At 60.4% G+C, this 22,163-nt stretch carries 19 protein-coding genes; 10 read left to right on the forward strand and 9 right to left on the reverse strand.

Annotation, left to right across the window (positions count from 1 at the left end; genetic code table 11):
- Positions 1-305 precede the first annotated feature (305 nt).
- From DWY51_RS04500 to DWY51_RS04525, 5 genes are all read left to right on the forward strand, one after another.
- Positions 306-1,568 (forward strand): IS30 family transposase, encoded by a 1,263-nt coding sequence (locus DWY51_RS04500; RefSeq protein WP_117770011.1) that lies wholly within the window; start codon positions 306-308, stop codon positions 1,566-1,568.
- Positions 1,569-2,126: 558 nt separating this feature from the next.
- Positions 2,127-2,777 (forward strand): hypothetical protein, encoded by a 651-nt coding sequence (locus DWY51_RS04510; protein ID WP_199408098.1) that lies wholly within the window; start codon positions 2,127-2,129, stop codon positions 2,775-2,777.
- Between the two features lies 1 nt (position 2,778).
- Entirely contained in the window at positions 2,779-5,841 is a 3,063-nt protein-coding gene (locus DWY51_RS04515; RefSeq protein ID WP_117770012.1) for a type III restriction-modification system endonuclease, read from the forward strand.
- A gap of 1 nt (position 5,842) precedes the next feature.
- The gene (locus DWY51_RS04520; protein ID WP_117770013.1) at positions 5,843-6,970 is read left to right on the forward strand and encodes a DUF4238 domain-containing protein; all 1,128 of its coding nucleotides are present in this window, start codon (positions 5,843-5,845) and stop codon (positions 6,968-6,970) included.
- An 81-nt stretch (positions 6,971-7,051) separates the two neighbouring features.
- On the forward strand, positions 7,052-8,725 hold the full coding sequence (locus DWY51_RS04525; protein ID WP_117770014.1) for a DUF262 domain-containing protein: 1,674 nt from the start codon (positions 7,052-7,054) through the stop codon (positions 8,723-8,725).
- A 3-nt stretch (positions 8,726-8,728) separates the two neighbouring features.
- On the opposite strand, the gene DWY51_RS04530 is transcribed toward DWY51_RS04525, so the two are convergent.
- From DWY51_RS04530 to DWY51_RS04540, 3 genes are read right to left on the reverse strand one after another with little or no spacing between them, the layout of a single operon-like run.
- Positions 8,729-9,154 (reverse strand): hypothetical protein, encoded by a 426-nt coding sequence (locus DWY51_RS04530; RefSeq protein WP_117770015.1) that lies wholly within the window; start codon positions 9,152-9,154, stop codon positions 8,729-8,731.
- 5 nt (positions 9,155-9,159) lie between these two features.
- Complete coding sequence (locus tag DWY51_RS04535; RefSeq protein ID WP_117770016.1) at positions 9,160-10,230, reverse strand: site-specific integrase; 1,071 nt, start codon at positions 10,228-10,230, stop codon at positions 9,160-9,162.
- 1 nt (position 10,231) lies between these two features.
- Positions 10,232-10,435, reverse strand: a complete 204-nt coding sequence (locus DWY51_RS04540) for a hypothetical protein (RefSeq protein ID WP_006681531.1) — start codon at positions 10,433-10,435, stop codon at positions 10,232-10,234.
- Between the two features lie 140 nt (positions 10,436-10,575).
- Here DWY51_RS04540 and DWY51_RS04545 point away from each other — a divergent pair, with 140 nt between their 5' ends.
- Positions 10,576-10,989 carry a helix-turn-helix domain-containing protein gene (locus tag DWY51_RS04545; RefSeq protein WP_022349661.1) on the forward strand — a complete coding sequence of 138 codons (414 nt, stop codon included), beginning with the start codon at positions 10,576-10,578 and terminating at the stop codon, positions 10,987-10,989.
- Between the two features lie 618 nt (positions 10,990-11,607).
- Here the strand turns inward: DWY51_RS04545 and guaA are convergent.
- Positions 11,608-13,206, reverse strand: coding sequence for a glutamine-hydrolyzing GMP synthase (guaA, locus tag DWY51_RS04550; protein WP_117770017.1), 1,599 nt, complete (start codon positions 13,204-13,206; stop codon positions 11,608-11,610).
- 268 nt (positions 13,207-13,474) lie between these two features.
- On the opposite strand from guaA, the gene DWY51_RS04555 reads away from it, so the two are divergent.
- Positions 13,475-14,488 carry an asparaginase gene (locus DWY51_RS04555; protein WP_117765269.1) on the forward strand — a complete coding sequence of 338 codons (1,014 nt, stop codon included), beginning with the start codon at positions 13,475-13,477 and terminating at the stop codon, positions 14,486-14,488.
- 22 nt (positions 14,489-14,510) lie between these two features.
- Here the strand turns inward: DWY51_RS04555 and DWY51_RS04560 are convergent, their stop codons facing one another.
- On the reverse strand, positions 14,511-14,729 hold the full coding sequence (locus DWY51_RS04560; RefSeq protein WP_055251052.1) for a helix-turn-helix domain-containing protein: 219 nt from the start codon (positions 14,727-14,729) through the stop codon (positions 14,511-14,513).
- Between the two features lie 76 nt (positions 14,730-14,805).
- Between DWY51_RS04560 and DWY51_RS04565 the strand changes: the two genes are divergently transcribed.
- Positions 14,806-15,195 (forward strand): hypothetical protein, encoded by a 390-nt coding sequence (locus tag DWY51_RS04565; RefSeq protein ID WP_117765271.1) that lies wholly within the window; start codon positions 14,806-14,808, stop codon positions 15,193-15,195.
- A gap of 9 nt (positions 15,196-15,204) precedes the next feature.
- Here DWY51_RS04565 and DWY51_RS04570 read toward each other — a convergent pair whose 3' ends face one another.
- The 4 genes from DWY51_RS04570 to DWY51_RS04585 all read right to left on the reverse strand — a co-directional run bounded on the left by DWY51_RS04570 (position 15,205) and on the right by DWY51_RS04585 (position 19,914).
- Entirely contained in the window at positions 15,205-15,588 is a 384-nt protein-coding gene (locus tag DWY51_RS04570; RefSeq protein ID WP_117765273.1) for a DUF1648 domain-containing protein, read from the reverse strand.
- An 11-nt stretch (positions 15,589-15,599) separates the two neighbouring features.
- Positions 15,600-16,676, reverse strand: coding sequence for a redox-regulated ATPase YchF (gene ychF / locus DWY51_RS04575; RefSeq protein WP_055309950.1), 1,077 nt, complete (start codon positions 16,674-16,676; stop codon positions 15,600-15,602).
- Positions 16,677-16,803: 127 nt separating this feature from the next.
- Positions 16,804-18,147 carry a 6-phospho-alpha-glucosidase gene (locus DWY51_RS04580; protein WP_055287031.1) on the reverse strand — a complete coding sequence of 448 codons (1,344 nt, stop codon included), beginning with the start codon at positions 18,145-18,147 and terminating at the stop codon, positions 16,804-16,806.
- Between the two features lie 156 nt (positions 18,148-18,303).
- Positions 18,304-19,914 (reverse strand): alpha-glucoside-specific PTS transporter subunit IIBC, encoded by a 1,611-nt coding sequence (locus tag DWY51_RS04585; RefSeq protein ID WP_117770018.1) that lies wholly within the window; start codon positions 19,912-19,914, stop codon positions 18,304-18,306.
- 357 nt (positions 19,915-20,271) lie between these two features.
- Between DWY51_RS04585 and DWY51_RS04590 the strand changes: the two genes are divergently transcribed.
- Together DWY51_RS04590 and DWY51_RS04595 are read left to right on the forward strand one after the other, a co-directional pair.
- The gene (locus DWY51_RS04590) at positions 20,272-21,297 is read left to right on the forward strand and encodes a zinc-dependent alcohol dehydrogenase family protein (RefSeq protein ID WP_117770019.1); all 1,026 of its coding nucleotides are present in this window, start codon (positions 20,272-20,274) and stop codon (positions 21,295-21,297) included.
- Positions 21,298-21,362: 65 nt separating this feature from the next.
- Positions 21,363-22,118 carry a GntR family transcriptional regulator gene (locus DWY51_RS04595; RefSeq protein WP_117770020.1) on the forward strand — a complete coding sequence of 252 codons (756 nt, stop codon included), beginning with the start codon at positions 21,363-21,365 and terminating at the stop codon, positions 22,116-22,118.
- Positions 22,119-22,163 lie beyond the last annotated feature (45 nt).

Genomic DNA, 22,163 nt, shown 5'->3' on the forward strand with positions numbered 1-22,163 from the left:
CCTCCCATTTCTTGTGTCCAAGAAATGGGAGGCAGTTCACTACTGGGGGTTCGTTTTGTGTCTACGTGACACATTATATCTTTTCTTAGCTATTGCCATTATAGCATATGCTCTCAGGCAAATCAAGTTTACGCAATTATTATATTTTTTATACGTATCACTCTATTTTCTACCTTGATTCTCATTTTCATTGCAACAGCCTCAGGACTCAGCGCAACGCGTTGCGCTGAGTCCTGAGGCGCGAATCCGGGTAGGCAACCCCAGAGGGGCCGGAATCCCCCGGCCCGCGATGGAGGGAGGCCGGCATGTCCAGACCCAAGCCGTCCGGAAGGTCGTACGGGAGGCTCACGAGGCACGAGAGGAACGCGGTCGAGAGGATGCTCGACCGCAACCGCAGCGCCCGCGAGATCGCCGCGGAGCTCGGCAGGTCGCCCTCGACCGTGACCAGGGAGGTTGCGGCGCACCGCTACGTCACCGCGCCGCGCTCGCGCTACGGCGAGCCCGCGCCCGCGGACCTCTCGGGGGCCTGCCCCAGGCTCTCCGCGTGGCCGAGGTGCTGCAACGGCTGCTCGCACAGGAGGGGCTACGGCTGCTCGAGGAGGCCCAGGGTGTTCTACAGCGCCAGGAGGGCGCAGGAGGCGGCCGACGCCGAGCTCTCGGCGAGCAGGTCCGGGATCGACGAGACCGAGGAGGGCGCCGCCGCCAAGCTCGCGGCCATCAGGGACGGGCTCGCGCGCGGGCTCTCCCCGCAGCAGATAGCGGCGACGACCCCCGGGCTCAGCGCCTCCACCGTCTACAGGTGGGTGGACGCCGGCTACGACGGCATGACGAACATGGAGCTCAGGCGCAAGGTCGGCTACAGGCCGAGGTCGCGCCGGGCCCCGAAGAGGGCGACGTCCCACTCGTCGCGCAGGTCGCACGCGTCGTTCCTCGCGCTCGGCGAGGACGCCTGCGCCGCGGCCTGGGAGATGGACACCGTCGAGGGCTCCAGGGGCGACTCCGCCAGGCTCCTCACGCTCCTGCACCGCCCGAGCCGCTTCCAGCTGGCCCTGCCGCTGCCGGACGGCACGTGTGCCTCGGTCCTGGCGGCGCTCTCCTCCCTGCGTGGGGTCCTCGGCGAGGACGGCGCGAGGCGCGCCTTCGGCGCCGTGCTCACCGACAACGGGAGCGAGTTCGCCGACGAGGGCGCCATCGCGGCGCTGATCGGCGAGCGGGACGGCGAGACCAGGCTCTTCTACTGCGACCCCCGGCAGAGCCAGCAGAAGGGCGCGTGCGAGAAGAACCACGTGGAGATCAGGAAGCTGCTGCCCAAGGGCGCCGGGGCCAGGTTCGACCGGCTGGAGGCGGCGGACTGCGCGCTGCTCATGTCGCAGGTGAACTCCGAGCCGAGGGGGGCGCTCGGGTTCCTGACGCCGGCGCGCGTGCTGCGGATGGCCCTCGGGGAGGACGCCTCCGCCCTCATGGACGCGTTCGGGATAGAGGAGCTGGCGCCCGGCGAGCTCGACCTCACGCCCGGCTGCATCGACAGGGCCAGGGCCGCGAGGGGCGAGGGGCCGCTGGCGGGATAGGCGGCGGGCCGGGACATGGGCCGGAAGGCCCGTTGCGCTGAGTCCGGAACGGCTGCGCGGCGGGCTGGCGGAGCATGCGGCGGCGGCATGGGGGCACCGGCCTCCATAGCCTCTCCACCTGCGGAAACGGTGCGACGGCCAGGTGCCGGGGGCTATTCCCGCGTTGCGCTAGCTGCGGAAACGCGGGGCCCGTTCAGGCTGTTGCGTTGAGATTGAAAATCAACCCCTTATATGTAACAATCATACCGGCTTCCTAACGTTCAGAATGGTTTCTACTGTCTGCTGCGGTGTTTGGTTGGAATTGTCCAGCCAAAAGCCGATCCGTGGTGTTGTCTGCATTTTACTAAATACAAATTCAATGTATACAGAAAGAAATATATAAGGAGTGGGAGGGATTCCGCCGTAGTCGGCATTGTAGGAAAATCCAAAAGTTTAGATTTTCTCAAAATGCTTATCTTTTGGTCTTTGGTTCGGAATAGTGTAGTGCTGGCGGTCTATCTATTGTTTTCGGTTGCTTGCTTCTTTACCGTACATGAGCATTTAAGCACGGGTGATATTGTGCTTGATTTTTTCTCAGGCTCAGCATCGACCGCCCATGCCATGTTCCTGCAGGAGCTCGGAAAAGATGATCGCTATCAGTTTATCCTTGTCCAGCTTCCAGAGCCTTGTGACCCGAAACGCGACGCCTACAAGGACGGGTATGAGACTCTCTGCGACATAGGCGAAGGACGCATTCGCCGCGCAGGCGACAAAATCAAAACCGAGCTCGAGGAATCCAACCGTCAACTCAAGCTTGGCGAGGGACCCAAGCAGCTTCCCGACATCGGCTTCCGTGTGTTCGAGCTCGATGAGTCCGGCATTGAGAAGCCCGAGCCCGGTCAGCTCCTCTTCGACGTGGTCAAGCCCGATCGCTCCGATATGGATATCGTCTTCGAGATGATGCTCAAATGGGGCCTCGAGCTCACGCTGCCCGTCGAGAAGTCTGAAGCCGCGGGCTATCCCATCTGGTCCGTCGCTTGCGACGAGCTCGTCTGCTGCATGTCCCGAGGCCTCACCATTGAGGCGCTCGAGGCCATCGCCGACATGGAGCCCAGGCGCGTTCTCATCCTCGATTCCGTCCTCGACGACACCCTCAAGCTCAACGCCGTGCAGATCTTCAAGCACGCCGGCGAGCGCATGGGCTGTGAGATCGAATTGAGGACGGTCTAGCATGGCGGCGCTCGAGTTCAAGTTCTCATCCGACCAGCAGCACCAGCTGGAGGCCATCGAAGCAACCTGCGACCTGTTCCGCGGACAACAATTTATTGGCAGCGTATTCTCCGCCGATTCCGGCCGCAAAGGCCAGACGGCAATCGGCGAGCTCATGGTCGGCCACGGCAACGAGCTTCGCGTGGCGCCGGGCCAGCTCCTCGACAACCTGCACGCCGTGCAGGAGGAGGGCTGCCTCCCGGCAACCGACGTCCTCACCGATGGGCGCCTGCGAGACTTCACCGTCGAGATGGAGACCGGCACCGGCAAGACCTACGTCTACATCCGCTCCATCTACGAGCTAAACCGCCGCTACGGCATCACCAAGTTCGTTATCGTCGTGCCGAGCGTGGCCATCCGCGAGGGCGTCCTCAAGAGCCTCCAGACCACCCGCAGGCACTTCGAGACGCTCTACGACCGCACGCCGCTCGACTACTTCGTGTACGACTCGAAGGACATGGGGCCGGTGGGTAACTTCGCCACGTCGAGCTCCATCCAGGTCATGGTCATAAACATCGACGCGTTCAACAAGGGCCTCGAGAAGGATGGCACCGCGAAGGAGGGCAACCTCTTCCACCGTCCCAGCGAGAAGCTCACCGGCGGCTTCAGCCCTCGCGAGCTCGTGAGCGCCTGCAAGCCCGTCGTCATCATCGACGAGCCCCAGAGCGTCGACAACACCAAGCAGGCCAAGGCCGCCATCAAGAGCCTGAACCCGCTGTTCGTGCTGCGCTACTCGGCCACGCACAAGCAGGCCTACAACATGATCTACCGCCTCACGCCGGTCGACGCCTTCGAGCGCCACCTGGTGAAGGGCATCTGCGTGGACTCGATCAAGGCCGAGGCGAACCTCAACGGCGCGTACGTGAGGCTCGAGTCCGTCAAGTCCGACCCGTTCTCCGCCAAGGTGTCCATCGACGTGCGCCAGGCCGACGGCACGCAGAAGCGCAAGGCCGTCACGGTGAAGACCGGCAACGACCTCTACCAGAAGAGCGGCGAGAACAGCGACTACGAGAGCGGCTGGGTGGTCAACAACATCGGCGCCGCAGTGGGCGACGAGTTCATAGAGTTCCAGAACGGCGAGGTGCTCGAGCTCGGCGAGGCGCTGGGCGACGTCAACGAGGAGGTCGTCAAGCGCGCGCAGATCCGCCGCACCATCGAGGACCACCTGGCCCGCCAGTTCGAGCTGTGGCCGCGCGGCGTGAAGGTGCTCTCGCTCTTCTTCATCGACCGCGTCGACCGATACCGCGTCTACGAGCCCGAAGTCCACGGCGGCCTGTACGCCCTGATGTTTGAGGAGGAGTACGCAGGTGCCCTGAACTCGAAGGCGCCTCGTCGCATCGCAAAGGCGGCGGGGATCGGCAAGGGCACGTGGCTCGAGTGCTACGAAGCCGTCGGCGCCCCGCTGGTGCGCGACCCCCACGCCGTGCACCAGGGATACTTCGCCAAGGACAAGAAGGGCAAGTTCAAGGACTCCAAGGGGGCCGCCGGCACCGCCGACGACGCCGGGGCCTTCGAGCTCATCATGCAGAAGAAGGAGACGCTCATCTCCTTCCCGGATGGCAAGGACGCGGACAAGGACGTCTCGTTCGTCTTCAGCCACTCCGCGCTCAAGGAGGGCTGGGACAACCCCAACGTGTTCCAGATCTGCACGCTCGTCGAGACCAAGGACAACCTCACCAAGCGCCAGAAGATCGGCCGCGGCCTGCGCCTGTGCGTGAACCAGGACGGCGAGCGCCTGTACGACCCAGAGGCGAACGTGCTAACCGTCATCGCGAACGAGAGCTACGACGACTTCGCCAACGGCCTTCAGAAGGAGCTCGAGGCCGAGGACTTCAGGTTCGGCGTCATCACCCCGGAGAGCTTCACGAAGGTCACGGTCAAGACCCCCGAGGGCGTCGAGGAGCGCCTGGGCTACGAGAAGTCCAAGCAGGTCTTCGACCACCTCGTCGCGATCGGCATGGTCGACGGCAAGGGCGCGGTGACGCCCGAGCTGAAGGCGGCCGCCGAGGAGGGCGAGGTGGAGCTTCCCGCCGAGCTCGAGCCTGCCAAGGAGCAGGTCGAGGCGATCATCATCCACAAGTCCCAGAGGGTCCAGATTCGCGACAAGGCCAAGGAGGTCTCCGTCGAGCTGCAGAAGGACGTCACGCTCGACCCTGCGTTCCAGGCCCTGTGGGACCGCATCCGCCAGCGCACGCGCTTCCAGGTGGAGGTCGATTCCGAAAAACTCATCGAGCATGCCACCGAGGCGGTCGATGGCATGCTCGCCGTGCGCCCGCCCCAGGTGACGAGCGAACGCGCCTCGTTGGGCATCGACGACGTGGGCGTTAGCGCCGAGGGCACGGGCACCTCCGTGGTTTCCGTTGCCGGCAAAGTGAAATACGATCTTCCCGACCCGATCGCGGAGCTTCAGGACGCCGTCGGGCTCACCCGCGGCACCATCAAGGCGATCCTCGAGGGCTGCAGCCGCCTCGACGAGTTCGAGGTCGACCCCGCGACCTTCCTCGCGCAGGTCGGCGACAAGATCAACCGCGTGAAGAACGACCTCATCGCCCAGGGCATCAAGTACGTGCGCCTTCCCGAGGACGAGTGGTACACCATGCGCGACCTCGAGCTCGACGACTACACGGCCTATCTCGGGCAGAACGCATGGAAGCCGGATATGGCTGGCAAGAGCCTGTACAACTACGTGGTCTACGACTCGGCAGGGGTCGAGCGTTCCTTTGCCGAGGCGCTCGACAAGCAGGAGGAGGTGCTCGTGTTCGCGAAGCTCCCTTCGGCGTTCAAGATCGACACGCCGCTCGGCAGCTACAACCCCGACTGGGCGTATGTCGAGGAGTCCGACGGCGAGCGCCGCGTGTACTTCGTGACCGAGACCAAGGGCGGAAAGAACGGCGAGCCCGCCCTGCGCGACGCGGAGAAGATCAAGATCGGCTGCGCCAAGAAGCACTTCGAGGCGCTGGACCTCGGAAACGACTTCCACTACAACGTGCGCACAACGTACCAATACGAGGCGGTGAAGGCTTAGGATGTCGAAGCTGCCCGGAAAGATGACGCGAAAGCAGCATTGGGTGCCGCGGTTCTACCTGCGCCATTTTGCGGACTCCTCCGGGCAGCTCCATGCCTACAGCAGGCAGAAGGGCTCCTTCTTCCGCACGAATTGCGAGAACCTTTGCAGCATGCGCGATCTTTATGAAGTCGAGCATGCCGATGCAACAGGCGATGCGACAGACAGATTCTATGCGCAGAACCTCATCGAGGTTAAGCTATCCGAGTTCGAGAGTCGTATTGCGCCGTTTTACAATCGCTTTTTGGAACGCCAGAAAGAAGACCAGTGCGAAGGCGAAGGGTGTTCTGAGGGGAAAGCCGCCGTTTGCGAGCTGGCAGCAAATATCATCGTCCGGCACCCTATCAGCATGAGCGTCGACAAGAAATGGTCACGCGAGACTGCCGAAGAGCTGCTCAGAAACGTTCATCTGACACCCTATGAGCTCGGCTTGCTCGATTGGTCGGATTGGCGCGGGGATTCCCAAGCGGTGGTCGAGCTTGCCGCCGCCGCAACCATGCTCTTCTCCAACGATGATATTGTGCCAGTTAACCGTATTCGAAAGGCTTTTTTTGAGAAGAGCTTCTCCATCCTTGGGGCACCCGTCGGCTCAGGGTTCGTTACGACGTCGATGCCCATGTTCATCATCGGGCCCGAGGACGACTCGTACGATTTTCATCTCGCGTATATGCCGTTGAGCAGTGAGTATGCTGCGGTCTTTTCGGATGACCCTCTATTTCCGCCGTTTGCGAGACTCGGTTTTTCGGGCACCGAGTTCATGAACCGACTTCTTCTGCTTAACTGCGAGCATTGGGATGTCGTCATATCGAGGGGAAGCGGCCCGCTCGAGCACGTGGTACGCGATTGGAGTCAAGCGAACAGTGCCGAATCCATGCACGAGATGTTCACGCGCGACGGCAGGGAGCTATTCCTCGACGCAGTGATCTACGACCGCTCGAAGAAGAAGGGGCAGACGATGATCGACGCCATCGACCGTGGCTGCCTCGAGGGCGGCTGCCTTGATGACGAGGACCTGCGCATCATCTTCGAGCACCTTCCAAGGAGAAGACGGCAAGGACCTGGAGTATTAAAGGGTCAAGCAGCGTATTGATTAAATTGACCCCGCCAGCAATAACCGCAAAGGATAGAAAGGTCTTTAAGGATGGATGCAGGATAGTCTACGATAAGCGGCGTGTTCAACGGATCGCGCCTGCTTGAAATACCCTTCTACCAGCGCGCGTACGTTTGGGGAGAGGAGCAATGGGAGCGCTTCCTCGGCGACATGGAGTTCGTCACAGCCTCGAAGCGACCCTATTTCCTTGGCTCCATCATCCTGAAGCAGGCCTCCTCCGGCAACACCTGGTCTGAGGTGTCCGAGGTTCGCACCGTTATCGACGGGCAGCAACGCCTCACGACCATGGTCATCTTCTTCAAGGCGCTTTGCGCGAGAATCGACGCCGACAGACTGTTCGAACGAGATTTCGTCCTGGAGACCGGCGAAGTCGCCTTGAGACATGGCAAGTACGACCGGCAGGATTTCGAGAAGGTCGTCAGCGCCACGGGCTGCGAGCCCGTTGAGGGCTCCTCGTCCATCGTCCTTGCCTACAACTACTTTCTCAAGAACATCGACCCGGAGAAGGTCGACAGGAACACGATCAAGTCGAACGTCCAGTTCGTCTGCATCGACCTCACCGAGGGTGAGGACGAGCAGCAGATATTCGACACCATCAACTCGCTCGGGGTGCGCCTGACGACGGCGGAGCTCCTCAAGAACTACTTCTTCAACCGCGAGAACGAGCATGCGTTCAAGGAGTGCTGGGAAGACGTCTTCGAGCCCACGGCGGAGAAGAGGGAGTATTGGGAGCAGGAGGTCGTTACCGGGCGGATCAAGCGCACGCTCGTCGACCTGTTCTTCGACGCGTTCCTCCAGATTCTGGTTCAGGATAAGAGGCGCGGCGTCACGACCGAGGACAAGCTCTTCTATTCGCGTACGTCGAACCTCTTTCAGTCCTACAAGGATTTCATCGGCAGGTACTGCAACGGAGACAAGGACGAGATCCTCGGCAGCATGAAGGCGTATGCCGAGGTGTTCGAGTCCACGTTCGACCCCGGCTACTGCGACGCGGACATTCCCTCCGCTCCCGGCGTCGAGCGCCTGAACGTGCTGATATTCGGCCTCAAGAACTCGACGCTCATCCCGTACGTGCTCTACGTTCGCAAGAACGCAGAGCCTACGGGCGAGGAGTCCGAGGTCTACGCCCTGCTTGAGAGCTACATCGTCCGCCGCACGCTGGTTCAGGCGACCACGAAGAACTACAACAGGCTGTTCACCTCGCTGATCCTGAACGAGGTGAAGGACGCGGAGGCGCTGAGGAAGGCTCTCGAAGCCAATGACGAGGCGACGACGTACATGCCCGGCGACGCCGAGGTTCGAGCGGCGTTCGAGGAATCGTGTCTGTACAACCTCCAGTCCAAGGGCGTCCTCTATCTGCTGGAAAGCGCCATTCGCCCAGGCATGAGCAGCACGGCCCTGCTCGGGTTCAACCAGTACACCCTCGAGCACATGATGCCCAAGAAGTGGCGCAACAAATGGGGAGCCCTCGACGATGAGTCTGCCACGCGAAGGGACCGGAAGCTCCTCACGCTCGGCAACCTCGCCATCATCACGCATTCGCTCAACGCCTCCATCCGCGATGCCGATTGGCCCACCAAGAAGCAGGGAAAGGGATACAAGGACGGCCTTGCCCTCTGCGCCGCCGGCCTTGCGACCATGGCCGGCGCCCTGGAGAAGGAGTCTTGGGACGAGGACGATATCGCCGATCGTGCCGAATGGCTTGCGGACAAGGCGTTGGAGGTCTGGCGCTAGGCCCTACCTGCGTCCCATCTCGAAGATGCTTGCGGTGTCGGAGCCCGCATCCATGACGGATGTTGTCGGCTCTTCCAAAGGCGAGGTTTGCGGTGGCGCTTCCGTCACTGGTGCCTCAACCCCCTCGCCGAGCGCCAGGAAGAACCTCATCACCAGCTCGATCCTCTGCTGCAGGAACTCGCTCAGCTCGCCGTAGGAGGCCGTCAGGTGCACCTCCTTGGCCAATTCCGCCATCGAGTCCCTCAGTGCCTTCTGCACGCTCACGGAGGGCCTCACCTCGACCTGGGTATCGGTGAGCTTGGCGATGATGTAGTCCTGCCTGTTCATGCCGCTCCAGGCTGCCATCTCGCATATGAGCTTGCGCTCCTCGGGCGTGCAGCGGAACGCCATCGTCTTGCTGCGCTTGCGGGCGCTGTTCTCGCACGGCATCCTTCTTACCCCCTCGCCCCGTCGAGCGCGGCGGCCATCTCGTCCTGCTTCGTGGGGAACAGGTGCGCGTAGCGGTAGGTGATGTCCACCGCCTCGTGGCCCATGCGCTCGGCGATGGCCAGCGCGGAGAAGCCCATCTCTATCAGCAGGCTCACATGGCTGTGGCGTATGTCGTGTATGCGGATGCGCTTCACGCCCGACGCCTTGCACCCGCGCTCCATCTCGTGGGCCAGGAAGTGCTTGGTCACGGCGAACAGGCGCTCGTCGGGGGCGACGTCGTCGCGCATCTCGATGAAGTCCGCCATCTCGTCGCGCAGGAAGGCGGGCATGACGATCGTGCGCACGGACTTGGGCGTCTTGGGGTCGGTCACGGTGTCAACGCCGTTGAGGCTCTGGTACGACTTGTTGATGCGCAGCCGCGAGCTCTCCAGCATGAAGTCGGACGGCGTGAGCGCCAGGAGCTCGCCGCAGCGTATGCCCGTCCAGTAAAGCAGCTCGAAGGCGTGGAATGAGAGAGGCTTGTCCATGACGGCCTCGCTGAACCTCAGGTACTCGTCCTTGGTCCAGAACTTCATCTCGCCGCCCTTCTTCGAGCCTATCTTGTCGACCCTGCGCACCGGGTTGTCGCTGAGGCCGTAGTAGCGCTCGGCGTGGTTGAAGATGGCGTTGAGCTGGTTGTTCACTGTGCGCAGGTACGTCGGTGCCCAGGGCTTCCCGTCGGCGTCCCGGTGCTCGGTGAGCTCGTTTTGCCACCTGATGACGTCGATCGGCCTCACGTCGCACATGCGCATGTCCCCGAAGAACGGCACGAGCTTGTCGTTGATGATGTACTCCTTGGTGATCCACGTGTGCTCGCGTATGCGCGGCTTCACCTCGGAGGCGTACACCTCGACGAACTCGGAGAACGTCATGTCCATGGCCCCGCCGTTAAGGCTCTTGAACTGGCTCTCCCACACTGCGGCCTCCACCTCGGAGGAGAAGCCGCGCTTCGTCTTGTGGCGCTTCGAGCCGCGGGCGTCGCGGTAGTAGCACTGCACGTAGAACGTGCCGTTGCCGTCGTCCTTGTACACGGGCATGTCAGTCCACCTCCGGGAAGTACAGGGCGTCGAAGACGTCGCTTCGAACGCGCCCGCGGATGACCACGCGCCCGCGCGCCTCCTGCTCGGCGTTTATCTTCCTGATCACCTCGTAGGCGCTGCCTTTCTTGATCCTCAGCAGCTCCGCGACCTCGTCGGCGTCCAGCATGTGCGGCCTCGGCGTCTTCGCCACCTTCTCGTCCATGGCTCCTCCAATCAATGGCGTACGGATACGTACGGTTCACAGATTCAGAGTAAACGTACATATCTGTACTGTCAATAGAATTGCGTACATTTGCGTACGCTGATAAGATGTGCTGGTACGTAATTCCAGGAGGAGGGCTCATGTCCGTAGGCGAGAACATAAGGCGGTACCGCAAGTCGCGCGGCATGACGCAGGCGCAGCTCGCCGAGGCGGTCGGCCTGACCGAGGGGGCCGTGCGCCACTACGAGAGCGGCATCCGCGCCGTGAAGCCCGAGCTGCTCGAGTCCATCTCCGCGGCGCTCGGCGTGTCCGTCAACGCCCTCAAGGATTACGGCGTCGAGACTGCGGGCGACCTCATGTCGCTGCTCGTGCGGCTCGAGGACTCCTTCGGCATCGTGCCCGCAGCCGACGGCACGGGCCTCTCCCTGAACCCCAAGGCGCCGCACGCGCCCAAAGCCGCGATGGCGATCGAACTGTGGGCAGAGAAGCGCGCGCAGCTCGAAAACGGCAAGATCGACGCCGACGAATACGAGGACTGGAAAGCCTCGCTGTAGCGGCTCTCCGCATTTCGCGATCAACGCAACCGAATCAGGACGGTGGACCAGGCGGCGAGCGCCGCTCGGGCCTGCGTAAGCTGAGTTTTTACTCCCCATTGCATGCCAAGGCATTTCCGGCGCACCTGGGGAGTAAATGACGCGGTGGCTTACACGGCGGCACGCGGCAGTACGCCGCGGCATTTCCCCTGGTTACTCCCGTTTTCATTGAGGCGGCGAGATTCTTTACTCCCCATTAACCACCTGGGAAAACGCTGTGAGAAGACCGCCGAAAAGCCTATTGAGTTCGATTTGAGTTTCACAGGCCCCGAAACGGCCCCGTTTGGCTCTCGGAGACAAAAATCGCGCGTCTACTCACTTGGGATGAATCCTTACTCCCGTTCCTCCGAATGCCGCACCGTGCCTTGCCGTCTTGAAACACGGGGGAGTAAATTGCGAAATCGCAGGTGAAAGGGAGTAAAACGACAAAGAAAAAGCCTCCGTCCCAACGCGGGAACGGAGGCTCGGTTATCGTATTTACTCACCAACATCGCTGGCGGCTTTGCCATGACTCTCGTACGAAACGAAACTCAGCGGCACAGTGCGGCACTCAAAAATGCAGGTCAGAACCCTATCAGCCTACTCCCACTCGATGGTCGCGGGCGGCTTGGACGTAATGTCGTAGCACACGCGGTTGGCGCCGGGAACCTCGGCAACGATGCGGCCGGAGATGCGGGCCAGGACGTCATAGGGCAGCTTGGCCCAGTCGGCGGTCATGGCATCGCTGGACTCGACGGCACGCAGGATGATCGGGCGCTGATAGGTGCGCTCGTCGCCCATAACGCCGACGGACTTGATATCGGGCAGGACCGCGAAATACTGCCAGCAGCTGTGCTCGGAGTTGCGCTCGCCGGTCTGCTCAAACAGGCGCTGGTTGTAGGCGTCGAGCTCCTCGCGCACGATAGCGTCGGCGTTCTTGAGGATCTCGAGCTTCTCCTTGTCGACTGCACCGATGATGCGGATGGCCAGACCCGGGCCCGGGAAGGGCTGACGGAACACGATGTGACCCGGCAGGCCAAGCGCCAGACCAAGCGCGCGGACTTCGTCCTTAAAGAAGTGGTCGAGCGGCTCGATGAGGTCGAAGTGCACGCCCTCGGGGAACGGGATCAAGTTGTGGTGGCTCTTGATGGTGGCCGTCTTGCCACCCGTCTTGCGAGCGCCGGACTCGATGATGTCGGGGTAGATGGTGCCCTGAGCCAGGTACTTGACCGGCTTACCATCGGTCTCGAGCTGCTGCGCCACGGCGAAGAACTCTTTCCAGAACTGCGTACCGATGATGCGGCGCTTCTCCTCGGGCTCGGTCACGCCGGCCAGAAGCTCGGCATAACGGTCCTCGGCGTGGACGTGGATAAAGTCGACGTCAAACTGCTTGGTGAAGACCTCCTCCACCTGCTCGGGCTCGCCTTTGCGCAGCAGACCGTGGTTGATGAACACGCAGGTCATCTGCTTGCCTACGGCGCGGGCGCCCAGCGCAGCCACGACGGAGGAGTCGACGCCGCCGGACAGGGCCAGAATCACGCGGTCGTTGCCGACCTTCTCGCGGAACTCGGCCGTCATGGTCTCGACCAGGTTGTCCATGCTCCAGTTGGGCTCCAGGCCGCAGATCTCAAACAGGAAATTGCTCAACAGCTGCTGACCGTACTCGGAGTGCTTGACCTCGGGGTGGAACTGCGTGGTGAAGATCTTGCGCTCGGGGCACTCCATGGCGGCAACCGGGCACACGTCGGTGCTGGCGGTAACGGTAAAGCCCTCGGGCACCTCGGACACGGCGTCGCGGTGGCTCATCCACACGGTTTGCTCCATGGGCGTGGAGTTAAAGAGCTTGGCGCCGGCAGTACGCGTAATAGTGGCACGGCCGTACTCGCCCACCTCGGAGTGACCGACCTTGCCGCCGAGCGTCACGGCCGTGATCTGATGGCCGTAGCAGAAGCCCAGGACGGGAAGGCCCAGGTCAAAGATGGCGGGGTCGATGGACGGAGCGTCCTCGGCGTACACGGAAGCCGGACCGCCGGAAAGGATGAGCGCAGAGGCGTTCATCTCGCGAATCTCATCGGCCGAGATGTCGCAGGGGACAATCTCGGAATACACGTTGAGGTCGCGGACGCGACGGGCAATGAGCTGACCGTACTGCGCACCAAAGTCGAGTACGAGGACCTTTGCGGAAGCCTTTTGATCCATGGTTTCCCCCTCTTGTTGGCGGGGAGCCGGTGCCCACCCGCGCGAATGAACGAAAATAACCTCCATAGTGTACACGTTATATGGGGTTTCTCGTCCCTCGCAGCCATCAGCGCACGGCAAACGCACGACCTGGGCCCCTATTTGACGGCAATTGAAGTGTTACCAAACGTTGCAGATGATGTAATACGTTTGAACATTGGACGCCCTGTGCCACAATACTGCCGAACGACTCCGCCTCTGCGGCGGCAAATACGATAGGAATACCAGCATGAAGCGCATCCTTCTCATCGCCACGGGCGGCACCATCGCATCGACCGAGGACGGCAACGGCCTCTCCCCCGCCCTGACCGGTGAGGAGCTCGCCCAGAGCGTCCCCGAGATCTCGGGCCTCTGCGAGCTCGACGTGGTACAGCCCATGAACATCGACAGCACCAATATGCGTCCCAGTGACTGGATGCGTATCCGCGACGTCATCGTCGAAGGCTATGCCGACCACGACGGCTTCGTGATTCTGCACGGCACCGACACCATGAGCTATACCGCGGCAGCACTTTCCTATCTGATTCAGGACAGCCCCAAGCCCATCGTACTCACCGGCTCGCAAAAGCCCATGGGCAATCCCTTTACCGATGCCAAGCTCAACCTGTACCAGAGCCTGCTCTATGCGCTCGACGAGCATTCACACGACGTCTCGATCGTGTTTGGCGGCGTCGCCATTGCCGGCACGCGCGCCCGCAAGCAGCGCACCATGAGCTTTAACGCGTTCATTAGTGTCAACTATCCGCCCATTGCCTACATCCGCAACGACCGCATTGTGCGCAACGGGCTTCACGGCACTCACCAGAATGAGAATCCGGTTCGTTTCTACGACAGTATCGACCCGCGCGTGTTTGTCCTTAAGCTGACACCCGGCGTGAACCCGGGTATCCTGGACGCCCTTGCCGATAGCTACGACGCCATGATTCTGGAGACCTTTGGCATTGGCGGTATCCCCGAGTTTGGTGAGTCGGGCGAGTCATTCCAGGAGGCGATTTTCCGCTGGGTCGATTCGGGCCGTACTGTCGTTATGACCACGCAGGTCCCCGAAGAGGGCCTCGATTTGGGCGTTTATGAGGTCGGCCGTGCTTACGCGGATCATCCGGGCATTCTGCGCGGCGACGACATGACCACCGAGACGCTCGTGGCCAAGACCATGTGGGCGCTCGGCCAGTCACGCGATGCCGCCGAGATCCAGCGCCTGTTCTACAGCCAAGTCAACCACGACCGCATCCCGATGGCGTAATTCAGTTGTCGACGGGTATCCCCTATTCGATGCCCTCGAGAAGCTCTGATACCGTCATGCCGAGTGCGGGCGCGATCTTAAATAGAACCTTGAGCGTGAAATTTGCCGTCCCATCTTCGATTCGGTCGAGGTAGGGTCGGCTGATTCCTGTCGCCACACAAAAATCGACCTTGGAGATACCAAGGTCCCTGCGCGTCTGCTCGACTCGCTTGCCAAGAATCTGTTTCGCACGTTCGTCCATGCAGCCGAGTTTGAAATGGAGCCGAACATAAACGTAAACTATAGTTTACGTTTTGCCGAATACACAGGAGTTTTCTATGTCGGGTTCTTCGGTCCGCACGTACCGAGCCACGCTTCGCACAAACAGCGCACCGCCCAAGCTCGTCGTCGTTGAAGCAGAATATCTTTCGCCCGATGAGCGCACAGCATTTGCATTGCTATCAAGTCGCGTCGCCGCCGTTCTGGTCCCTTGTCCGGCGCAAGGTGCGCTTGCCATCCAATGCCAAGCGCACAGCCGCTCGCTCAATCAGGCTGCCGTAATCGTAACCAGCCAGCGTGGCCTGCCCCTTCTCCTGGAAGCCGGCGTCGCGCTCGCCCTTCGCGGTGCCGGATACGAAAACGAGGCCGCCGCCGACATGGTCTTTCAACCACGATCGAGCGGCGGCCTCGCAGCAGCCATCGAATATGCTTGCAGGCTCGTTGCCTAAAGGCGCAAGCTAAAAGCCCAGGCCAAAGCCCATACCGGTAATCGCCGAATACATAAAGTAGACGTTGATTACGTTGAGAAATACACCCGTGATGCAACCGTTGCGCAGGTAGCGCTCGCACACGATGCGTGCCATGGCGGCGGAGTCATCGTTGTTTTTTGCCTGGCGCCCCGCCGTAAAGTACGTCGCCACGCTCAGCAGCAGATTGAGCACCGGCAACGCCAGCAGCTCGTAGCTCTTGCCCCAGCGCGTCGCCTCGCCGGCAGCATTAAACTTTGTTGCCACCTCGGGACCAATGTTGGGGATAACACACGCTGCGACCACCAGCGGAATCACCGCAAGTACGAGCAGCGCAATACCCATGTAGCCAGCTTTTTTGCCATATTTAAACATATGCGTCGTCCTTACACGTTAAAGCGGAAGTGCACGACGTCGCCATCGGCCATAACATAGTCCTTGCCCTCAATACGCAGCTTGCCGGCAGCCTTGGCGCCCTGCTCGCCACCGAGCTCGATGTAATCGTCGTAGCCAATGACCTCGGCCTTAATAAAGCCGCGCTCAAAGTCGGTGTGGATGACGCCGGCGGCCTGCGGGGCGGTCGCGCCCTGACGCACCGTCCAGGCCTTGACCTCCATCTCGCCGGCCGTAAAGAACGACTGCAGGCCGAGCAGCTTGTAGGCTGCCTGCGCGAGCACGTCCAGGCCGGGCTGCTCCAGGCCCAGGCTCTCCAGGTAGTCGGCAGCGTCCTCGGGATCGAGCTCGGAAAGCTCGGCCTCGATCTTGGCGCAGATCGGCAGCGGCTTGACACCGTCGATGGGTGCCAGGTCCTCGTTGAGCATGTCCTCGTCTACGTTGGCCACATACAGGATGGGCTTCATGGTGAGCAGGAACAGGCCCTTGGCAGCGGCGCGCTCCTCGTCGGTCATCTCCATGGATGCGGCGCGCTTGCCCTCGTTGAGCCAGGCAAGCAGACGCTTGGCAACCTCGAACTTGGGCATGAGCTCCTTGTCGCGCTTGGCCTCTTTCTCGAGCTTGGGCAGCTGCTTCTCGAGCGTGCCCATGTCGGCCAAGATGAGCTCGGTCATGATGGTGTCGGCATCGCCGGCGGGATCGACGAACTCGCCGGTGCGGCCCACCTCACGCATGACGTTGGGGTCCTTAAAGTAGCGCACGACCTCGCAGATGGCGTCGGTCTCGCGGATGTTTGCCAAGAACTGGTTGCCCAGACCCTCGCCCTCGTTAGCGCCCTTCACCAGACCTGCGATGTCGACGAACTCGACCGTAGCCGGCACAATGCGACCCGGGTTGACGATGTCGGCGAGCTTTTGCAGGCGGCTATCGGGCACATCGACGATACCCACGTTGGGGTCGATCGTGGCGAACGGGTAGTTGGCGGCAAGGCCGGTCTTTTTGGTAAGCGCGGTGAACAGCGTCGACTTGCCCACGTTGGGCAGGCCCACGATACCGATGGAAAGGGACACGACAGCTCCTTTTGGTACAGGTACTTCAAACTGTATAAGTATAGCGCCGCCGCAGCATCCGGGCGAATCCGGACACCGCGGCGGCGCAAATGAAGCAGAGATGCGTGAGAGTTCTAGACAGTAGTCCTTACTTAAGCTCGGGCCAGAAATCCTTGTTGGCCTCGATGAGCTCGTCCAGGATCTGCTTGGCAACGCTCGCCGAAGGAATGGTCTTGGAGAGCGTGAGTGCCTGCCAGAGCTTCTGGTAGCTGCCCTCGACCCAAGCCTGGACAACGAGCTTCTCGACGGAAACCTGCTGCTCCATCAGGCCCTTCTGGAACTGCGGAATCGGGCCCTGGCAGATCTTCTCAAAGCCGTTGGAACCGACGATGCAAGGCACCTCGACCATGGCCGTCGGGTCGAAGTTGGGCACAGCGCCATCGTTGGGGACGATCAGCAGGAAGCGCTCGAGCGTATTCTCGGCCAGTGCGCAGGCAAGGTCGACGATGTAGTTGGCATGTACATCTGGCTCAAAGCCGCCGTCCTTGGCAGTACCCTTGGCGATGATGTCGCGGCAAGCACCAAAGACCTTCTTCTCGCGGCCGTCCATAACCTCATTGGCGCGAGTGTAGTTGGGGTCAGACGTCTCGACAACATAGTCCGGGTACAGGTAATACTTGAGGTAGGTATTGGGAATCGTCTCGGGATCGACAGCATAGACATCCTTGGCCTTGCCGAAGGTGTGAATCCAGCTCTCCTCGACATGCTGCTCCTTACCGGCCTCGTGCTCGATGCCGTCCAGGTAGCCGTTCTTAGCCATGTGCTCCTTAATCTGCGGCATGAGGTCGTTGCCCTCCTTGTCGTAGATTTTGCTCCACCAACCAAAGTGGTTGAGGCCGTAGTAGCTATACTGCAGCTCGCGACGATCCTTGATGCCGCACATACGGCTCATCTTATCCATAAGGTCGATCGGCATGTCGCAGATGTTGATGATGCGGCTGTTGGGGCGCAGCACGCGGCAGGCCTCGGCGACGATGGCCGCGGGGTTGGAGTAGTTGAGCATCCAGGCGTTGGGGCTGTACTTCTCCATGTAGTCGAGGATCTCGATGACGCCGCCGATGGAGCGCATGCCGTAGGCGATACCGCCGGCACCGCAGGTCTCTTGGCCAACGCAGCCGTACTTGAGAGGAATCTTCTCGTCGAGCTCACGCATGGCGTACAGGCCGACGCGGATGTGAGCAAGGACGAAGTCGGTCCCGGTGAATGCGGTCTCGGGGTCGGTGGTGTAGTTGAACTCAACCTCGGGAGCGTTCTCGTGGAAGTAGATCTCGCACGCCTTGGCAACAATCTCCTGGCGCTCGGCGTTGTTGTCATAGAAGGTCACCTTGTTGACCGGGAAGCGGTCGCGCTCCTCGAGCAGCATCAGGGCAATGCCCGGGGTAAAGGTGGAGCCACCGCCGGCAATGGTCACGGCATAGTTTTTCTTGGACATGATGTCCTCCTCATTCTGGCCGCTTGCTCAATCCGTCCCCGCACGCGGCCTTGCGCGGTTTGGAATTGTTACCTAGAAGTGGAGTTTTTTATCTCTAGAATCGGCCTTGCGGTGCATACCGGCTCTGCAAGGCCGATTGTTTCGATGGACGATGGTTTACAGAAGACTCTCGAACTTCAGAAGACTCTCGAACTTCTCGCGAACCTGCGGGACGGTAAGGCCGATGATGACCTGGATTGACTGACCTTGGACCACCAAGCCATGCGTACCGATCGCCTTGAAGGAAGCCTCGGGCGCAACGACGCTCTTGTCCTTGACGTTAACGCGCAGACGGGTAGCGCAGTTAGTTACATCGATGATGTTATCCGTGCCACCGAGCAGATCGAGGATCTTCTCGGCAAGCACCAAGCGCTCATCATCTTTACTCTGGGCGACCGATTTGCCAGCAGCAGCACCGCCCTGCTTTTGCTTGTAGTCGGCCTTGGACTTGAGCTCGACCTCAACATCGTCATCCTCGCGACCGGGGGTCTTAAAGTCGAACTTGACGATCAGGAAACGGAAGACCACGACCCAAAGGGCGGTAAAGCACAGACCGACAAGGATGGAGATGGCGTACTGCAGACCGTGTGCGGCCCAAAGGGGCAGCCAGTCCCACGAGAGCATCGAGATGATGCCGCCGTCGAAGATGCCCACGACGCCAAGGAGGTTTTGAGCCATGCAGCCAAGCGCTCCGAGCACGCAGTGGACGACGAACAGGCCGGGCGCGATGAACAGGAAGGTGAAGTCAAGCGGCTCGGTGATACCGCAAAGCATAGCGGTAAGGGTGACGGGAATGAGCAGAGCCTTGACGCGCTGCTTGCGCTCGGGTTTGGCGGTCATATAAAACGCAATGGCGACGCCAAGCGAGCCGAAGACCTTAGTCCAACCAGGGCAGGTATAGGCAGCCCAGGGTGCGGCATCCTTAAGAGCAATGCTCGGATCGGCAGCCAGTTGGGGCAGGATGTTGGCCCAAGCAGCAAAGATGCCGCCGTTGACCGCCGCGTTGTCGTAATAGAACGGCGTATAGATAAAGTGGTGCAGGCCTGTAGGGATCAGCACGCGCTCGAAGAAAGCAAAGACACCCACGCCAAACGTACCGGCGGAAAGGATGAATCCCTGGAAGGCAGAGATAGCAGCCTGAACATGCGGCCACACCAGGCAGGCGATAAGAGCGACCGGAACCATAACGAAGAAACCGATCATATAGATGAACACGGAGCCCGAGAACACGCCCAGCCACTCAGGAAGTTCGGTGTCGAAGTACTTGTTGTGAAGCATCGTGGCGATACCTGAAATGATAAGCGCGCCCATGATGCCCATATCAAGCGTTTTGATGCTTGCGATAGTGGCAAGACCAGTACCGCTGCCCGCCTCGACAGAGTAGTCGACCCCAAAGACAGGGCCCCACTGCCCCAAGATTGTGCTTACAAAGTAGTTGAAGGTAAGGTAGATGGCCAAAGCCTCCATGCAGCAGCGAGCGTTCTGCTTGTTCGCGAGCGAGATTGGCAACGCTACGCAAAACAGCAACGGCATCTGGTTAAAGAGCGTCCAACCACCCTGGAGCAGCACATTCCAGCAATCAAACCAAAGATGACCCGCAGTGGCCATCTCGCCAAAGATCGCCTCGGTGGTAAACAACGTACCCAGGCCGACGACGATTCCGGAAAATGCGAAAAGAATTGCAGGCGTGTACATTGCACCGCCGAAACGTTGTATCTTTTGCATCATGACGGGGAATCCCCCTCTCTTCATTCGGAGCGGCTGCGGTTTTGGCTTCACTCGAGACCGCAGACGCGCCGTTTGCGTGTACCTCGTGCAATAGGACGGGTGGGCCCGCTTCCCTGACTTCTTGCGCTTCTATTTTTATCATATCACTTATCTAGACAAGTTAATACGGTTTCCATGTTCGGTCAGCGGTCGATATTTGACGGTGAACGGTTTATTTCAAAGGTTTTGCCTGTTATTGCCTGTTTGTCTAAAACTTCTAAAACAAAATATTTATCGACTTGTCTAGATAGGCTTGTATAAGGATGTTTGCATACCTATACTTCATTACAACATTCACCGCCACGTTAAGGAGTCACCATGAAAAGCGCGGTCTTCTATGGAAAGCACGACCTCAGAGTCGAGGAATCGGCAAAGCCGGCCGTGGGCAGGCGCGACGTTCTGATCAACGTCAAAGCTTGCGGCGTCTGCGGTACCGACGTTCATATCTATGAAGGCGACAAGGGTGCAGCCGACGTTACCCCGCCTACGATCCTTGGTCATGAGTTTGCGGGCGTTGTCGAGGCCGTAGGCAGCGACGTCACCGACTTTAAACCGGGCGATCGCGTGTGCATTGACCCAAACCATCCCTGCGGCTGCTGCGAACCCTGCCGTGACGGAATCAACCACTACTGCGAGCATATGACCGGCTACGGCACCACCGTTAACGGCGGCTTTGCGGAGTACTGCTCCGTCGATATGCAGCAAGTCTACAAGTTGGGCGATCACACCAGCTTTGAGCAGGGTGCTATGACCGAGCCCGTCGCCTGCTGCCTGCACGGCATCGATATGTGCAGCATCAAGCCCGGCAGCACAGTTGTCGTTATCGGCGGCGGCATGATCGGCCTGCTCATGATGCAGCTTGCCAAAAACGCCGGCGCCACCAAAGTCGTCTTGCTCGAGCCTGTCGAGGGCAAACGCGAGGTTGCACTCAAGCTCGGCGCCGATCTGACGATCGACTCCATCCACGAGGACGTCCCGGCCCGCCTGAAGCAGGAGGGCGTCGGCAACGTCGATGTCGTTATCGAGTGTGTTGGCAAGCCCGTCACCATCGAGCAGGCCATCCAGATCGCCGGCCACAAGGCTACGGTCATGATGTTCGGCCTCACCAAGCCCGATGAGACAATCACCGTCAAGCCCTTCGAGGTCTTCCAGAAGGAGCTTGTGCTCACCTCGTCCTACATCAACCCTTATACGCAGCGTCGCGCGCTCGAGCTCATCGACTCTGGCAGGCTCGACGTATCCTCGATGGTCGCAAAGGTAGCTTCCCTCGATGAACTCGGCGCCATCCTGTCAGACCCGGCCCTGCGTGCCATGGGCAAATATATAATCGACCCCAGCAAGTAAATCGATTGACACCTGCGCGGGCGGCCCTCATCCGTCGTTCACGCGCCCAGCTCTAGGAGACCGTCATGGCGCGAGCCATCTTCCAAACTATTTATGACAACGTGAAGCAGTCGATTGACGACGGCACATACGCCTATCAGAGTTATCTGCCTTCGGAGACTGAGCTCACGCAGCTGTTTGACTGTTCACGCATGACGGTCCGTCGCGCCATCTCGATGCTTGCGGCAGATGGTTACGTGCTCCCCCAGCAAGGCAAAGGCATGCGCGTCATTCGCAACATCAGTGACGAGAAGAGTCGTGGTGGCGGCGGACTCGAGACCTTTAAGGAAATCGCGACCAGCCGAGGCTTTGAGCTCAAGACTGTCACCACCGTCTTTGAGCTCCTCGTCTGTAGCAAGGCACTCTCCGGGATTACCGGGTTTCCCGAAGGCTGTGAGCTCACACGCGCCAAACGCATTCGTTATGCAGACGGACATGCCGTGTGCTCCGACGACTCCTATTACCTAAGCTCACAGGTACCGGGACTGACACCCGAGATTGTCAACGATTCGATTTATCGTTACCTCGAAGAAGACCTTGGCATTAAGATTGCCACGGGCAAACGCGATGTAACGATTGAGCACCCCACGCCCGAAGATGCGCGCGTGCTCGATCTCGACGACTTTAACGCACTCGCCGTTATACGCGGGCAGACCTACAACGCCGACGGCATCCTTATGGAATACACCGAGACAAAACAGGTCCCCGGGTTCTTTTTGCTCCATGAAACCGTGACGCGCAACGGTACCGGTCGAACCGGCCACCAAAGCAGCATGAACTAACCATTTATTAGTTGCGGTGGAATAGTTCCTAGAATGGCCAGCTTA

Origin of the sequence: Collinsella sp. AF25-2LB (genome assembly GCF_003458415.1) — a bacterium.
Taxonomy (GTDB): domain Bacteria; phylum Actinomycetota; class Coriobacteriia; order Coriobacteriales; family Coriobacteriaceae; genus Collinsella.

What these genes read in the sequence shown, in the direction of transcription:
- DWY51_RS04515 (WP_117770012.1), top strand. Translation starts at nt 2,779, where the DNA reads ATGGCGGCGCTCGAGTTCAAGTTCTCATCCGACCAGCAGCACCAGCTG.
- DWY51_RS04580 (WP_055287031.1), bottom strand. Translation starts at nt 18,147, where the DNA reads ATGTCCAAGAAAAACTATGCCGTGACCATTGCCGGCGGTGGCTCCACC.
- DWY51_RS04565 (WP_117765271.1), top strand. Translation starts at nt 14,806, where the DNA reads ATGTCGGGTTCTTCGGTCCGCACGTACCGAGCCACGCTTCGCACAAAC.
- DWY51_RS04545 (WP_022349661.1), top strand. Translation starts at nt 10,576, where the DNA reads ATGTCCGTAGGCGAGAACATAAGGCGGTACCGCAAGTCGCGCGGCATG.
- DWY51_RS04520 (WP_117770013.1), top strand. Translation starts at nt 5,843, where the DNA reads ATGTCGAAGCTGCCCGGAAAGATGACGCGAAAGCAGCATTGGGTGCCG.
- DWY51_RS04595 (WP_117770020.1), top strand. Translation starts at nt 21,363, where the DNA reads ATGGCGCGAGCCATCTTCCAAACTATTTATGACAACGTGAAGCAGTCG.
- DWY51_RS04530 (WP_117770015.1), bottom strand. Translation starts at nt 9,154, where the DNA reads ATGCCGTGCGAGAACAGCGCCCGCAAGCGCAGCAAGACGATGGCGTTC.
- DWY51_RS04585 (WP_117770018.1), bottom strand. Translation starts at nt 19,914, where the DNA reads ATGATGCAAAAGATACAACGTTTCGGCGGTGCAATGTACACGCCTGCA.
- DWY51_RS04535 (WP_117770016.1), bottom strand. Translation starts at nt 10,230, where the DNA reads ATGCCCGTGTACAAGGACGACGGCAACGGCACGTTCTACGTGCAGTGC.
- DWY51_RS04560 (WP_055251052.1), bottom strand. Translation starts at nt 14,729, where the DNA reads ATGGACGAACGTGCGAAACAGATTCTTGGCAAGCGAGTCGAGCAGACG.
- DWY51_RS04500 (WP_117770011.1), top strand. Translation starts at nt 306, where the DNA reads ATGTCCAGACCCAAGCCGTCCGGAAGGTCGTACGGGAGGCTCACGAGG.
- DWY51_RS04555 (WP_117765269.1), top strand. Translation starts at nt 13,475, where the DNA reads ATGAAGCGCATCCTTCTCATCGCCACGGGCGGCACCATCGCATCGACC.
- DWY51_RS04570 (WP_117765273.1), bottom strand. Translation starts at nt 15,588, where the DNA reads ATGTTTAAATATGGCAAAAAAGCTGGCTACATGGGTATTGCGCTGCTC.
- guaA (WP_117770017.1), bottom strand. Translation starts at nt 13,206, where the DNA reads ATGGATCAAAAGGCTTCCGCAAAGGTCCTCGTACTCGACTTTGGTGCG.
- DWY51_RS04590 (WP_117770019.1), top strand. Translation starts at nt 20,272, where the DNA reads ATGAAAAGCGCGGTCTTCTATGGAAAGCACGACCTCAGAGTCGAGGAA.
- DWY51_RS04540 (WP_006681531.1), bottom strand. Translation starts at nt 10,435, where the DNA reads ATGGACGAGAAGGTGGCGAAGACGCCGAGGCCGCACATGCTGGACGCC.